Genomic DNA, 13,457 nt, shown 5'->3' with positions numbered 1-13,457 from the left:
TCGGAGCCCCGAGGGGCCAGCGGGCATCAGCCCTTCAGCACGTCCACCAGGGTCTTGCCGAGGCGGGCCGGAGAGGGGGACACCTTGATGCCCGCCGCTTCCATGGCTGCGATCTTGTCCTCGGCGCCGCCCTTGCCACCGGAGATGATGGCGCCGGCATGGCCCATGCGACGGCCGGGAGGCGCCGTGCGGCCGGCGATGAAGCCCACCATCGGCTTCTTGCGGCCCTTCTTCGCCTCGTCGGCGATGAACTGGGCGGCCTCTTCCTCGGCCGAACCGCCGATCTCGCCGATCATGATGATCGACGTGGTCTTGGGATCCGCCAGGAACATCTCCAGCACGTCGATGAACTCGGTGCCCTTCACCGGGTCGCCGCCGATGCCCACCGCCGAGGTCTGGCCGAGGCCTTCCTGGGTGGTCTGGAACACGGCTTCATAGGTCAGCGTGCCGGAGCGCGAGACCACGCCCACCGAGCCGGGCTTGAAGATGTTGGCCGGCATGATGCCGATCTTCGACTGGCCGGCGGTGACGATGCCCGGGCAATTGGGGCCGATGAGGCGGCTCTTGGAACCCGAAAGGGCGCGCTTCACCTTCACCATGTCCAGCACCGGGATACCCTCGGTGATGCAGACGATGAGGGGGATCTCGGCGTCGATGGCCTCCAGGATCGCGTCAGCGGCGCCGGGCGGCGGCACGTAGATGACCGAGGCGTCGGCGCCGGTCTTCTCCTTGGCCTCGATCACGGTGTCGAACACAGGCAGGCCGAGATGGGTGGAACCGCCCTTGCCGGGGCTGGTGCCGCCGACCATCTTGGTCCCGTACATGATGGCCTGCTCAGCGTGGAACGTGCCGTTCTTGCCGGTGAAGCCCTGGGTGATGACCTTGGTGTTGGCGTCGATCAGCACGGACATCACGCGGCATCCTTCTTCACAGCGGCCACGATCTTCTGCGCGGCGTCATCCAGGTCGTCGGCAGGGATCACATTGAGGCCGCTCTCGCGGATGATCTTCTTGCCCTCTTCCACGTTGGTGCCTTCGAGGCGCACCACCAGCGGCACCTTGAGGCCCACCGCCTTCACCGCCGCCAGCACGCCGTTGGCGATGACGTCGCACTTCATGATGCCGCCGAAGATGTTCACCAGGATGCCCTTCACGTTGGGATCCGCGGTGATGATCTTGAAGGCCGCCGTCACCTTCTCCTCGTTGGCGCCGCCGCCCACGTCGAGGAAGTTGGCCGGGCTCTCGCCATAGAGCTGGATGATGTCGAGGGTGGCCATGGCCAGACCCGCGCCATTCACCATGCAGCCGATGGTGCCGTCGAGGGCGATGTACGCGAGGTCGTACTTGGACGCCTCGATTTCCTTCTCGTCCTCTTCCGTCAGGTCGCGCAGCTCGGCGAGCTCGGGATGACGGAACAGGGCGTTGGAATCGAACGACACCTTGGCGTCGAGCACGCGCAGCTGGCCGTCCTTGGTGACGATCAGCGGGTTGATCTCGAGCATGGCCATGTCGCTCTCGACGAACGCGGTGTAGAGCGCGTTCACCAGCTTGCCGGCCTGCTTGGAAAGGTCGCCGGAAAGGCCCAGGGCCTCGGCCACCTTGCGGCCATGGAAGGCCTGCACGCCTGTGGCCGGGTCCACCGAGAAGGTCACGATCTTCTCAGGTGAGTTGTGGGCCACGTCCTCGATGTCCATGCCGCCTTCGGTGGAAACCACAAAGGCGACGCGGGAGGTCGCGCGGTCCACCAGGAGCGACAGGTAGAATTCCTTCTCGATGTCGGAGCCGTCCTCGATATAGAGGCGGTTCACCTGCTTGCCGGCCGGGCCGGTCTGCACGGTGACGAGCGTGTTGCCCAGCATTTCGCCGGCAAACTGCTTCACTTCCTCGATCGACTTCGCAAGGCGCACGCCGCCCTTTTCGCCGGCAGCGGCTTCCTTGAACTTGCCCTTGCCACGGCCACCGGCGTGGATCTGGGACTTCACGACCCACAGCGGGCCGCCGAGTTCCTTGGCTGCAGCCTCGGCGTCTTCCACCTTGAGCACGGGCACACCGCGCGACACGGGCGCGCCGAACGTCTTCAGCAGCGCCTTGGCTTGGTACTCGTGAATATTCATCTCTTCGTCCCCTAAAGGGTTGCGAAGTGCCCCTTCCCCCCTGAACCGGCCCCGACCGCTCCCACCGAGCCCTCGGCACGAACGGACGAAAGCCGCCTCCATTGCAGTGCTGGTGCAGTGCTGGGACCCGACTTCCGCCCGCGTCACACGACCCGGATGGAAAACCGCGCCCCGAGGAGGGGAACATTCGTCTCCTTCACCTCACCGGCTTGAGGCCGGCACGATGACGGCGCTCCCGTGGGAGAGCCGCCTTTGACCGAGATCACTTCCCAAGATCGGGTGCGACCTTCAGACAGGCCTCCATCAGTCCCTCGACCGATGCGACCGATTTTTCGAACATGGCGCGCTCCTGGTGGTCGAGCTCGACCTCCACGATACGCTCCACGCCCCGCGCGCCGATGACCACCGGCACGCCCACATAGATATCCTTCAGGCCATAGGCGCCATCGAGGCGCACGGCCGCCGGCAGAAGGCGCTTCTTGTCCTTCAGATAGCTCTCGGCCATGGCGATGGCGGACGCCGCGGGCGCATAGAAGGCCGAGCCGGTCTTCAGCAAGTTGACGATTTCCGCCCCGCCATTGCGGGTGCGCTCCACGATGGCGGCGATGCGCGCCTCGCTGGTCCAGCCCATGCGGATAAGGTCCGGCACCGGAATGCCGCCCACCGTGGAATAGCGCACCAGCGGCACCATGGTGTCGCCGTGGCCGCCCAGCACGAAGGCGGTGACATCCTCCACCGACACACCAAATTCATCGGCCAGGAAGTATCTGAAGCGGGCGGAATCCAGCACCCCCGCCATGCCGACGACTTTCGTCGCAGGCAGGCCGCTCGTGCGCTGCAAGGCCCACACCATCGCGTCCAGCGGATTGGTGATGCAAATAACAAAGGCTTCCGGCGCGTACTTACGTATACCCGCGCCCACCTGCTCCATCACCTTGAGGTTGATAGACAGCAGGTCATCGCGGCTCATGCCCGGCTTGCGGGGCACGCCGGCGGTGACGATCACCACGTCGGCGCCAGCGATGGCGTCATAGGTATTGGTGCCGGCGAAAACGGAATCGAAGCCTGCAACCGGCGCGAGCTGCGCCAGATCAAGGGCCTTGCCCTGGGGCACCCCTTCGACCACGTCGAACAGGACGACGTCACCCAAATCCTTCAGCCCAGCCAGAAGGGCGAGCGTTCCGCCGATCTGGCCGGCCCCGATGAGGGCGATCTTGTTGCGGGCCATGCCTGTTCCCCGGAAATGAGCCTGCCTATCGAGCAGGAGCCGAGCGGCGCTTGACTACTCCCATCTTGCAAGGCGTTCAAGCCGGCGGGCTTGCACAAATAGTGGGAGATGGCCGCCATTGACCGCTTCTTGTGCGCCGCAACACACCCCAATGGCCGCCGGCGGTAACACAGGCAGCAAAATCGCGCTCCCCCACGCGGTGCAACCGCAGGCCGAGCAGCCTATTTGCGACGCTCGCTCCCTATTTGCGACGCTCGCTCATGGCCTCCAGCAAATCCAGCTGAATTTCCTGAATCTGCGCCAGGCGGTCCCACTGCTGACCCAGCAGGTGGTCGAGCTTTTCATGCAGGTGGCGAATCTCCAGCTCCGCCTTCAGATTAACCTTGAAGTCGTTCTCCGCCCGCATCCGGTCGCGCACCTCCACCCGCTTCTGGCTCATCATGATGACCGGCGCCTGGATGGCGGCCAGGCACGACAGCACCAAGTTGAGCAGGATGAAGGGGTACGGATCGAACTGCGCGCGCCCGATGACGACCAGGTTGAAGACGATCCAGGCGCCGAGAAAGCCGGCAAAGAATCCAATGAAGCCCCAGCTGCCGCCAAATGTGGCCAGCGCGTCGGCCATGCGATCGCCGAACGTACGCTCCCGCTCGAAGCTCTTTTCCACGTCCTCCGCCAGGGTCTCGTTGGCGGCGAGGCTTTCCACCACCTCCATCTCGAGCTGGCCCAGCTCGCCGCGTTCGCGCTCCAGCAGGCGGGCGACGAAGGATGCGCGCAGCCGCGCCAGATCCTGCTTGCAGATATGACCGTCCTCGCTCAGCTCCGGATGGCTCTCCTGCGCGAAGGCGGCCAAGGCCGGGCGCAGCTCCTGCACCGGCACCACGTCCTGCCGCCGGAAACTGCGGGCGCACACATCGCAGGTCACCTTGGCCTCGGGCTGGTGGCCGCCGCTGGCGCCGGCTTCCAGCAGCCGGTGGCTACCGTGGTTCCGCGAATTCTCCGATCGGTGGCCCATGCCCAGCTCCTGAATCCGTCCGAGCGGCGGCGGCTGCCGCGTCGCGGGCGGATGTGAGCGCCACCCCGGGCCAGGATCAAGAGGGTTTCGCAACGGGATCGCCCATTCCCTGCCGAACCCCTCGGGGCGCAGAAACGGCAAAGCCGCGGCCGCTCCTTCCGGAACGCCGCGGCTGTTAGCCGTGATGGAAGTTGTCACCCTCCCCCCGCCTGCGCCGACCAATCCGCGCGATCAAAAACAAGGGGTACTTCGCAATGCCTGTTCAAACACCACGCATGCGGAGGGAGGGTGACCAGCCGCGCCAAAGGCGCGGCAGTGGCGTCGGCCCTCGCTCAGCTGCCGGTGGTCAGCGAAGTCAGGGGCACGAACGCGGGTTTGGGACCAGGCTCGACGGCGCGGTTCGGGTCGTGCTCCTTGAGCACCTTGAACACGCGCTCCGCCATGGGGTTCGACTTGATGAAGTCCTCATAGGCCTGGGCGAGCATGGTCTGCGCGGCCGCGAAGATCTCCTCGTCGTTCTTGCCTTCAAAATCAGCCGAGACGAGATATTGGCCCATGCGGCGCAGGATGTGCAGCCGCAGCACCTGCAGCACCTCAGGCTGATAATCCACCTTGAGGGTGGTGAAGAACTCTTCGGCGCTGGACAGCGACTTCAGCGTATCGAGAACCGACATTCCAAGCTCCATTCTTCTGTTGCCCCTCGCGGGGAAGCGGGCCCGTGTGGGACCCCTTCGGCGCACCCCAGCCGCTCCGGCTCCGGAGCGGGAAAATCGTCTTCGTCTCAGGCCGCCTCATCGGCGGCGGTCCGGCTGCGCTGCAGCTCGTACTGAAGGTGGGAGACCCGCGCTTCCAGGAACTCGATGCGATCCAGCAGGGAGACGATGGCCTCGCCCACCGGGTCGGGCATCAAATGATGCTCCAGGTCGATGCGGCCATCGCCCAGCTTGCGACGATCGGCGGTGGCCTTCACCACGCGGCCGGGAATGCCGACCACGGTCATGCCCGCCGCCACATCGTCGATGACCACCGAATTGGCGCCCACGCGGCAGCCCGCGCCCACGGTGATGGGCCCCAGGATCTTCGCGCCCGCCCCCACCAGCACCCCGTCCCGCAAGGTGGGATGGCGCTTGCCGGCGGTCCAGGAGGTGCCGCCCAGGGTCACGCCGTGATAGAGGGTCACGTCGTTGCCCACCTCCGCCGTCTCGCCGACCACCACGCCCGCGCCATGATCAATAAAGAAGCGATGGCCGATGGTGGCGCCGGGATGGATGTCCACATTGGTGAGGAAGCGGCCGAGCCACGACAGAAACCGGGCCGGGAACTTCACGCCCCGCAGCCAGAGCCGGTTGGCCAGGCGGTACCAAATGATGGCGTGGATGCCGGGATAGGTCAGCACGATCTCCAGCGTGTTGCGCGCAGCCGGATCGCGCGACTTCACGCAGTCGATATCCTCGCGAATGAGCGCCCACAGCGATTCCGGCGGCGCGGCGGCCGCTTCCGCACCGGTAGCATGCGTGGGCGTGGCGGGTTCCTTCAAGCGTCCCATGATCATGGTCAGGCTCCCATCACGGCCAGGTGGCGGCGGCGCAGCGCCTCTTCGGTGTAGCTCTCCTCGTAGAAGCGCCGCAGCACTTCGGGGGAGACGTTCTCCTTGGTGCGGGTCGCGTATTCGCGCACACGCTCCAGAATGGAGCGGCCCCGCGCCTCGTCCACGGAGAGGCCCTGCTCGGACAGAGCATGGGAGATGGCGGAAAGACCGGAATGCTTGCCCAGCACCAAGGTGTGCTTGCGGCCGAGCAGATCGGGATTGAGCGCCTCATAGGTGGCGCGGTCCTTCAGCAGGCCGGAGACGTGAATGCCGGATTCGTGGGTGAAGACATCCTCGCCGACGATGGCCTTGGTGCGCGGCATGGGACGGCCGGCGGCCTCCATCACCCGTTGCGCCAGGGGGCGCAGGGCGCGGGGGTCGATGCCCGTCTCTTCCCGCGCCGTCTGCCGCAGCGCGATGGCCACTTCCTCCAGCGGCGCATTGCCGGCCCGCTCGCCGAGCCCGGTCACCGTGACCGACAGGTGGCGCGCACCGCCCGTCACCGCCGCGAGAGAATTGGCGGTGGCCAGGCCCAGGTCGTCATGGGCATGAAACTCGATCTCGAGATCGGTGGCATTGGCCACCCGCCGCACCAGGGCATAAGCCGAAAACGGGTCGAGCACGCCCAGCGTGTCCGCCAACCTGAGGCGGAAGGCGCCCACATCGCGCGCCGCCTCCGCCACCTGGCACAGGAAGTCAGGATCCGCCCGCGAGGCATCCTCGCAGCCCACGGCCACCGTGAAGCCGATCTTGCGGGCGAGGCCCACCACATGGCGCAGCGCGTCCAGCGCCCAGGCCCGGTCACGCCCCAGCTTGCCCTGCAGCTGGCGATCGGACGTCGGGATGGACAGATTCACCGCGGTCACGCCCGCCGCCACCGCCGCGAACAGGTCCTGCTCGCTCATCCGGCACCAAGCCACCACCCGCATGGGCAGCTTGAGGGAGGCGATGGAGCGCAGGGTCTCGATTTCCTCATCCCCCATGGCGGGGGTGCCGGCCTCTATCTCGGGCACGCCGGCAGCGGCCAGGGCCTCGGCGATCTCGATTTTCTCGCGGCGGGTGAAGGCGACGCCCGGGGCCTGCTCGCCATCACGCAGGGTGGTGTCGTTCAGGAACACGGTGCGCGCCGGCTTCCCACGCGAGGCGCCCCCCAACCCTTCCGGAGCTGTACGACCCGAGCGACCCGAGGCGGCCGATGGTGACTTCGCGAGCATGGGTCCCTTCCAATCTACCAAGCGAGTGGCGTTGAAAAGCACCGGCGACGATGCGTCGGTACGGACAGCGTCAGACGGAACAACAGGCCGCCCGCGCGAGCGGTGATGCCGCGCCGCGCCGGAGCCATGAAGAGTGAGGAGAGAGACGGCATGGCGCGCCTCATCCGAGCCGACCGTGGCGGGCCGCGTGCGGCTCCACCACGAATCCGCCGCCATCCACCCCGCGGGCGGTGACGAAATCGATATGCAGGCCATCGGCGAAGGCGCGTGAGCGGTCATCGAGAAAGAGCTTCACGCCGCCTTGCTCGATCACCACGTCGTTTTTCCGCGCCACGTCCAGGTGCATCATGAGCTGCAAAGTGTGCGGCGCCCCCTCACCGGCCACCAGGCGCAGGCCCTCGGCAGAGCGAGCGGCCAGCGACAGGGCCACCTTCACCGCCTCAACCGCGCTGGTCGAAAGAGAGATCATGCCGCGATCCACCTGCCTGAGCGCCCAAAATGGCGCCTTGGAAGCCAGCCACCGAACCGGCGAATGGCCCCTCGCAGTCACCTATGCAATCAGCGGACCAATTTATTAGACATTTGATATTAAACAGAAAAATACGCCGCGCACCTGTCGCAAAGATGACAGCGCAGTTTCGGCGGACGGGCTTCGGCGGGTTCACGACAGTGGTTCTGTCCGGTCTCCGGATCTTTCCGGAAGCCGCAGGCCGTCGACGGAGGTTCTATGCTGTATCCGTGAGGATATAATATTTCCCGCCCGGCAGCTCCGCCGGTCCAGGGGAGAAAGATCCATGCAGATCAGCGCGCGCAATCAACTGAAGGGGAAAATCGTCGAGGTGCATGAGGGGCCGATCTCCGGCACCGTGAGCATCGACATTGGCGGCGGCAACATCCTGTTCGCCCACATCACCGAGCAGTCGGTGAAGGAAATGGGCCTGAAGGTGGGCGACGAGGTCACCGCGCTCATCAAGTCGTCCAGCATCCTGGTGGGCAAGTAAGCGCGGCACGCAGCCGACATAAGGGACCGGCGGCAACCCCGCCGGTCCCAAGCAGCCCCGCGCTGGCGCGCAAGAGCTAGGCGGGATCGATGACCACTTTCACGTCGGCCGGCTTCGCCCAATAGGGCGCCGACGTCACGAGGATGCGCGCACCGGCGGCTGCGTAGGCCGCCGCATTCTGCAGGTTCACCCCGCCCGCCGCGGCCACGATGGCGGCGGAGGCCTGGGCCTGAACGAAATCCGCCACCGCGCGGATACCCTCGGGCGCCATCTTCTCGCACTGGAGCACGTCCGGCCCAGCGGGCAGGATGGCGGCAACCTCCTCCAGCGTCTTCACCTCCACCACCACCTTCTTTTCCGGCATCGCGCGCCGCAGGTCCGCGATGCGCGCCACCGGATCATCCAGGAACACCCGATGTTCGGGAAACACCAGGAGGGTTTCCGACAGGCCGAGCCGGTGGGGGAAGGCGCCGCCCGCGCGGATCGCCGCGATCATCTGGGACTTGGCGCCCGGCAGGGTCTTGCGAGTGGTCACCACCGCCACGTCGGGCGCCACCGCACGCGCTGCAGCGATGAGGTCCGCCGTCAGGGTGGCGATGCCGGAGAGATATTCCACCAACGTCTGCGACACCTTCCAGGCGGCGAACACGCCCCCCGCCTCCCCTTCCGCGGAGAGGATGGCGGCGCCCGCCTCGACCCGCGCGCCAGAGGAGACGAGCCGCACCACCTCCACCCCCACCTTGCGAAACAGCGCCTCGGCCACCTCGATGCCGCACACGGTGGCTTCCGCGCGCATGAACATCAAAAGCCGCGCCCGTTTTCCGGCGATGCCGATGGCCTCCGTGGTGAGATCGCCATGGGGCGCGTCCTCGCCCAGGAGCTCATCGAGCATGGCCTCGGTCCACCACTTCATCATCCCGCGCTCCCGCAAAACGGCCTGCGTCCCGCGACCGCCAAACGGATGGCGACCACGAGACGCTCTATGCCGGTGAATATAGCAGCCGGACTATGGGAGCTTCGCCCCCAGGCGTCGACGGGACAAAGGGGCGCGCGCCGCGGGGCCACGCCCTGCCGGCTTGCGCTTCCGGCCCCCGCGCTTCGTGGCCGCCCGGGCGGCTGCGGGGGCACGGCCGGAAGGCGCCATGCTCAGGCGGGAGCAAGCGCCGCCTTCGCCGCCTTGGTGGCCTTGCGCAGCGGCCACAGGCAGGCCTCTGTAGAGGCGAGATCGAGGGCCGAGAAGCCATCGAGGGTCTCCGGCAACGGGTCGGCGCCCAGTTCCAGCAGGCGTTCCACCACATCCGCCTTGCCGCCGGAGGCCGCGTACATCAGCGACGTGGCGCCATTGTCGTTGCGGTTGTCGATATCGATACCCGCCTTCACCAGCGCGGTGATGATGTCGAGATGGTTGCCCACGCAGGCGAGCCACAGCGCGGTGTTGCCGTCGGCATTGCGCGCGTCCAGCACCGCGCCGAGGGCGATGAGCTGCCCGACAATGTCGCCCAGCCCCTCGCGCGCCGCCTTCATCAGCGGCGTCATGCCATTCTCAACGGTGGCGTTGACGCCATCCGCCGGAAAGCCGAGCCCGGTGAGCCAGCCGGACAGTGTCGCGTCCGGCGTGCCGGTGGGGGCATTGGCGTGCTCCCAGCTCTGCCAGGCCTCATAGCCGCCATCCAGGCTGTAGACGTCCTTGAAGCCGAAATCCGACAGGGTCTGCGCGAATTCCCGGCTGGCATGGCCATGATAGCAATAGATCAGCACCGGCACCGCCTTGGGCGTGCCCATGATGAGCTCGGACAGGCCCGAAAAGGTGATGTTGCGCGCACCCTCCACATGGGCCGCGCCATAGGCGCCGGCGTCGCGCACATCGAGGGTCACGGTGCGGGGGTCCCTCAGCAGGGCATCGGCTTCCCTGACGCCGATGCAGCGGAATGGAACGCGTTCGGCCATCTCAATCTCCTCAAGCCTTTCTGCCCGGATAGGCCGGGGACGAGACGATGCGGGCGTCGCTCATGGGCCGCCCCACCGTGAAGTGGTACATGGACTGGAACTGCCGCCCGTCGAGGCCGAGCAGCTGGTGCAAGTCGTCATCGAAGTAGCAGCCGATGCCGGTGCCGCGCAGGCCCGCCGCTTCCGCCTCCAGGTAGAGCGCCTGGCCGAGCAGGCCCGCCTCCCAGAACAATTGGCGATAGCGCCACGCCCCCTGCCCCAGCGCCGCGTCGAAGGTCGCCAGCATGCCAAGGGAGAAGCAGCTGTCGCCGGCGATGGCCTGATGACAGCTCAGGGTGCGGATGATGCCCCGCGCATCGGTGCGGGCGAGGCGGTAGAAAGGCAGATGGTCCGGGCAGCCCTCCGGCCGGGTCCATTCGAAATCGTCGCGCACGGCGGCGCGCAGCCTCTCGCCCACCTCCGGCAGGCGCGGCAGGGCGTAAACGCCGCTGTCGAGCCCCTCCACCTTGTGCACGAACACGATGGGATGGAGCGCGGGCGCGATGTCCCACACGTCGAACGGTGTCGTCCGGCGCGGCAGCAGCGCATCCAGCATCGACCAGAAGGTCTCGCGCGGCATGTGGAACCTGGCCTCGAACCGCTGCGCGCTGCGCCGGTTGAGGATGATGTCCGCCGCCCGGCGCGTGACGCTGGAGACGCGCGGCGGCAGGTCCGGTGCCGGTGCCGGCTCAAGCGTGGGCGCGCCGATGATGCGGGTGGCGCGCTCCACCTCGCCGATCACCGGCCAGCGATACATGGGATGGCGATCGAGCACGTTCGCCTTGCCCGCCCATCGCGCGGGATCGAGCGCCGGCAGTGCCCCGGCGTCGAGTTCCAGGTCCGGCTCGATGTCGATGGCCAGGAGAAGCTCCGGCTCCTCCCGCTCGGCCCCGGCGAAATCCGCCTCGCGGTCGAGCCCCATGAGCGCGGCCAGCGCCGCGCTGTCGAGGGCGGGCACCCAGCGCACCCGCCAGCCCAGGGACGCCGCCGCATAGCGAAAGGCCCCCAGGGCATGGCCCGTATCGAGCTGGCAATAGCGGAAGGCCCGCTCGCCATATTTCCACGCCTCGCGCCACGCGATGGAGCTGAGGCCGATCCACAGCCGCCCCACGGTCGCGGTCTCCTTCTCGGCGCTGGCGCAGCGCAGCTCCAGGAGATGGTCGCGGCTCACATAATGGTGCAGGCCGCTTTCCAGCGCCGGCACGTTCTGGGCGATGACATAGGCTTCGGTGGGATGAAGATTGCCGCTGGAGGGATTGGCGCGCACCGCCCAGCGGTCCGGACCGAGCTCCTTCCAGGCGGTGAGGCCCATGGCCAGTTCCAGCAGCGTCGCAACCGAGCCGAGGGTCAGCGGCGCCGGCGCCACGCGGTTGGGCGTGAACAGGTCCGCGAACGGCGTTTCGAGCTGGTCCGCCAGCAGCGGCAGCGCCGTGGCATCGGCGCCCTCGAAGGTGCGGAAGGGATTGGGCTGACCGTCCCAATCCAGGGTCTCGGGGCCGGCCGCGTAGCGCTTCAGGCTGTGCTTTGTGCGCTCGTGATAGGCGATGGCCAGTTCCGTCGGGGTCGCGGCCGGGGCCGCCGCGACGTTCATGGCTGAACGGACGGGGCGCGCGCCGCCGTCGGGTCGGGACAGGAGGGCCCGTCGGCCGGACGCGAACAGCCTTCCACCGGCGTCACGCCCTCACCCAGCAGCGACAACACGGGCTCGCGATCGAAGCCGGCGCAGCGCTGCCCGTCCACCTCCACCAGCGGACGACGAATGAGAATGGGCTGCTCCACCATCAGCGCCAGCGCCGCCTCCCCCTCCATGGCGGAAGGGTCGACGGCACCCGACTTCACCGCGGGGGCGGCCGGATTGAACCAGCTCGCCACCGGCGTCTCACCGAAGAAGGATTTCAGCCGCTCGCGGGTCCAGGGCTCGGTGAGGAGGCTTTTGACCTCCAGCGTGTGCCCGGCATTGGCCAGCATCAGCTTCTGCCGTGCATTGGTGCCGCAGCCGGGCTTTTCGTAGAAGACGACGCTCGCCACACCCCGCCCCTATTTCATGATGGAGAGCTGAACCAGCGGCACCGCGCCGCCACGGCCGAGCACCGTATCCACCTTCTTGCGCACGCCTTCGAGGGTGAGCGGCTTCACCACGGCACCCGCCGCGCCCGCCTTCAGGGCGCCCACGGCCACCGCCTCGTCCGCCTTGTCACAGACGATGAGGATGCGCACGTTGGGGAACTTCTCCTTCATCTCGGTGATGATGTCGTTGCCCCGGCTCTTGATGTAGCCGACACCCAGCAAGACCACGTGAGGCTGCAGCCAGCCGGTGCCCTTCTCATAGGCCTCTTCCGGGGTGGCGAGCTCGTGGGTCTCGATCTCGTCGTGCAGCATGAACTGCAGCGCCGCCCGGGTGATCTCATCCTCGTCCACGACGAAGACGCGCCGCTGGTCGACAGCCTTGGAAGTTTCAACGCCGATCTGCATGTCGCTCCTCGCTCCATCCTCAAAGCCGCAGGATCCTCAAAGCCGCAGGTTCGCCCGTCCGCGCGCGGGCAGAGCTGCCCTTCCCGTCAAGCAATATTCATTCCGCCCACGAAGCCTCGCCGCGCGCCGCGCAAGACGCATGAAGCCCGCGTGAAGTACGCATGCCAACGGCGCCGACGTTGTTTTGATTGCGACAGAGTCTCATGTCGCTGTCGGGTTCGACACAGCCCCGACATCCCTCCGGCGGCCGACACGATTTGATGTACATCAAGACTTTTCAGGCCTTCGCAGCGACTTTTCGCGGCCCGAGCGCACTTGGCACGCTGGTTGCTCCACTCCATCCCGCAACGGCGAGTGAGGGCTGAGTGCACGCCTAGGTCAGGACCAGCGATGGACCCAGGACCAGCGATGCGCTCCTTCCCGTAACCCGCGGGGCGTTTCCGACGAAATTTCTGATGACGTGAGAAACGGCCTCGCGCCACGCGCGCGCTGGTCTTCTGCAAATAGGTTCGAAGGAGAGCAAGATGTCGCTGCGACAGATCGCGTTTTACGGCAAGGGTGGTATCGGCAAGTCGACCACCTCCCAGAACACCCTGGCCGCTCTGGCGGAGATGGGCCACAAGATCCTCATCGTGGGCTGCGACCCGAAGGCCGACTCCACCCGCCTGATCCTGCACGCCAAGGCCCAGGACACCATCCTGTCGCTGGCGGCGAACGCCGGCTCGGTGGAAGACCTCGAGCTCGAGGACGTGATGAAGGTCGGCTACCAGGACATCCGCTGCGTGGAGTCCGGTGGTCCGGAGCCGGGCGTGGGCTGCGCCGGCCGCGGCGTGATCACCT

15 protein-coding genes are annotated in these 13,457 nt (G+C 67.0%); 2 read left to right on the top strand and 13 right to left on the bottom strand.

The window, feature by feature from the left end; all coding sequences use genetic code 11:
• Positions 1-26: 26 nt before the first annotated feature.
• The 8 genes from sucD to L0966_RS21235 form a co-directional block, all read right to left on the bottom strand.
• The gene (gene sucD, locus L0966_RS21270) at positions 27-911 is read right to left on the bottom strand and encodes a succinate--CoA ligase subunit alpha (RefSeq protein WP_234054081.1); all 885 of its coding nucleotides are present in this window, start codon (positions 909-911) and stop codon (positions 27-29) included.
• Positions 911-2,113 (bottom strand): ADP-forming succinate--CoA ligase subunit beta, encoded by a 1,203-nt coding sequence (sucC, locus tag L0966_RS21265; protein ID WP_234054080.1) that lies wholly within the window; start codon positions 2,111-2,113, stop codon positions 911-913. The genes sucD and sucC overlap by 1 nt, the downstream gene beginning before the upstream one ends.
• A gap of 262 nt (positions 2,114-2,375) precedes the next feature.
• Entirely contained in the window at positions 2,376-3,341 is a 966-nt protein-coding gene (gene mdh, locus L0966_RS21260) for a malate dehydrogenase (RefSeq protein ID WP_234054079.1), read from the bottom strand.
• 241 nt (positions 3,342-3,582) lie between these two features.
• Entirely contained in the window at positions 3,583-4,356 is a 774-nt protein-coding gene (locus tag L0966_RS21255) for a DUF1003 domain-containing protein (protein WP_234054078.1), read from the bottom strand.
• 332 nt (positions 4,357-4,688) lie between these two features.
• On the bottom strand, positions 4,689-5,030 hold the full coding sequence (gene nifW, locus L0966_RS21250) for a nitrogenase stabilizing/protective protein NifW (protein ID WP_234054077.1): 342 nt from the start codon (positions 5,028-5,030) through the stop codon (positions 4,689-4,691).
• 107 nt (positions 5,031-5,137) lie between these two features.
• A complete protein-coding gene (gene cysE / locus L0966_RS21245; RefSeq protein WP_370640798.1) occupies positions 5,138-5,908 on the bottom strand; it encodes a serine O-acetyltransferase in 771 nt (256 codons plus the stop codon).
• A gap of 2 nt (positions 5,909-5,910) precedes the next feature.
• Positions 5,911-7,062 carry a homocitrate synthase gene (nifV, locus tag L0966_RS21240; protein WP_234054076.1) on the bottom strand — a complete coding sequence of 384 codons (1,152 nt, stop codon included), beginning with the start codon at positions 7,060-7,062 and terminating at the stop codon, positions 5,911-5,913.
• 256 nt (positions 7,063-7,318) lie between these two features.
• Positions 7,319-7,627 (bottom strand): iron-sulfur cluster assembly accessory protein, encoded by a 309-nt coding sequence (locus L0966_RS21235; protein ID WP_234054075.1) that lies wholly within the window; start codon positions 7,625-7,627, stop codon positions 7,319-7,321.
• 325 nt (positions 7,628-7,952) lie between these two features.
• Between L0966_RS21235 and L0966_RS21230 the strand changes: the two genes are divergently transcribed.
• Positions 7,953-8,159, top strand: a complete 207-nt coding sequence (locus tag L0966_RS21230) for a molybdopterin-binding protein (RefSeq protein ID WP_234054074.1) — start codon at positions 7,953-7,955, stop codon at positions 8,157-8,159.
• 76 nt (positions 8,160-8,235) lie between these two features.
• Here L0966_RS21230 and modD read toward each other — a convergent pair whose 3' ends face one another.
• From modD to L0966_RS21205, 5 genes are all read right to left on the bottom strand, one after another.
• Positions 8,236-9,075: a ModD protein gene (modD, locus tag L0966_RS21225; protein ID WP_370640797.1), complete on the bottom strand. Its 840-nt coding sequence runs from the start codon at positions 9,073-9,075 to the stop codon at positions 8,236-8,238.
• Between the two features lie 230 nt (positions 9,076-9,305).
• Positions 9,306-10,106: an ankyrin repeat domain-containing protein gene (locus tag L0966_RS21220; RefSeq protein WP_234054073.1), complete on the bottom strand. Its 801-nt coding sequence runs from the start codon at positions 10,104-10,106 to the stop codon at positions 9,306-9,308.
• Positions 10,107-10,116: 10 nt separating this feature from the next.
• Complete coding sequence (locus L0966_RS21215; RefSeq protein ID WP_234054072.1) at positions 10,117-11,736, bottom strand: SagB/ThcOx family dehydrogenase; 1,620 nt, start codon at positions 11,734-11,736, stop codon at positions 10,117-10,119.
• Complete coding sequence (locus tag L0966_RS21210) at positions 11,733-12,173, bottom strand: ArsC/Spx/MgsR family protein (protein WP_234054071.1); 441 nt, start codon at positions 12,171-12,173, stop codon at positions 11,733-11,735. The genes L0966_RS21215 and L0966_RS21210 overlap by 4 nt, the downstream gene beginning before the upstream one ends.
• A gap of 9 nt (positions 12,174-12,182) precedes the next feature.
• Positions 12,183-12,617, bottom strand: coding sequence for a response regulator (locus tag L0966_RS21205; protein ID WP_234054070.1), 435 nt, complete (start codon positions 12,615-12,617; stop codon positions 12,183-12,185).
• A gap of 524 nt (positions 12,618-13,141) precedes the next feature.
• Between L0966_RS21205 and L0966_RS21200 the strand changes: the two genes are divergently transcribed.
• The coding region (locus tag L0966_RS21200; protein ID WP_234054069.1) for an AAA family ATPase at positions 13,142-13,457 on the top strand (316 nt) is incomplete at its 3' end.

This window comes from Xanthobacter sp. NM-59, from assembly GCF_021401125.1.
Taxonomy (GTDB): domain Bacteria; phylum Pseudomonadota; class Alphaproteobacteria; order Rhizobiales; family Xanthobacteraceae; genus Xanthobacter.
This window is presented reverse-complemented; position numbering and strand designations above follow the sequence as displayed.

Bases quoted from the DNA above. Each gene is read 5' to 3' on its own strand.
- L0966_RS21230 (WP_234054074.1), top strand. From the start codon at position 7,953: ATGCAGATCAGCGCGCGCAATCAACTGAAGGGGAAAATCGTCGAGGTG.
- sucC (WP_234054080.1), bottom strand. From the start codon at position 2,113: ATGAATATTCACGAGTACCAAGCCAAGGCGCTGCTGAAGACGTTCGGC.
- L0966_RS21255 (WP_234054078.1), bottom strand. From the start codon at position 4,356: ATGGGCCACCGATCGGAGAATTCGCGGAACCACGGTAGCCACCGGCTG.
- L0966_RS21220 (WP_234054073.1), bottom strand. From the start codon at position 10,106: ATGGCCGAACGCGTTCCATTCCGCTGCATCGGCGTCAGGGAAGCCGAT.
- nifW (WP_234054077.1), bottom strand. From the start codon at position 5,030: ATGTCGGTTCTCGATACGCTGAAGTCGCTGTCCAGCGCCGAAGAGTTC.
- mdh (WP_234054079.1), bottom strand. From the start codon at position 3,341: ATGGCCCGCAACAAGATCGCCCTCATCGGGGCCGGCCAGATCGGCGGA.
- L0966_RS21215 (WP_234054072.1), bottom strand. From the start codon at position 11,736: ATGAACGTCGCGGCGGCCCCGGCCGCGACCCCGACGGAACTGGCCATC.
- L0966_RS21235 (WP_234054075.1), bottom strand. From the start codon at position 7,627: ATGATCTCTCTTTCGACCAGCGCGGTTGAGGCGGTGAAGGTGGCCCTG.
- cysE (WP_370640798.1), bottom strand. From the start codon at position 5,908: ATGATCATGGGACGCTTGAAGGAACCCGCCACGCCCACGCATGCTACC.
- sucD (WP_234054081.1), bottom strand. From the start codon at position 911: ATGTCCGTGCTGATCGACGCCAACACCAAGGTCATCACCCAGGGCTTC.
- modD (WP_370640797.1), bottom strand. From the start codon at position 9,075: ATGATGAAGTGGTGGACCGAGGCCATGCTCGATGAGCTCCTGGGCGAG.
- L0966_RS21205 (WP_234054070.1), bottom strand. From the start codon at position 12,617: ATGCAGATCGGCGTTGAAACTTCCAAGGCTGTCGACCAGCGGCGCGTC.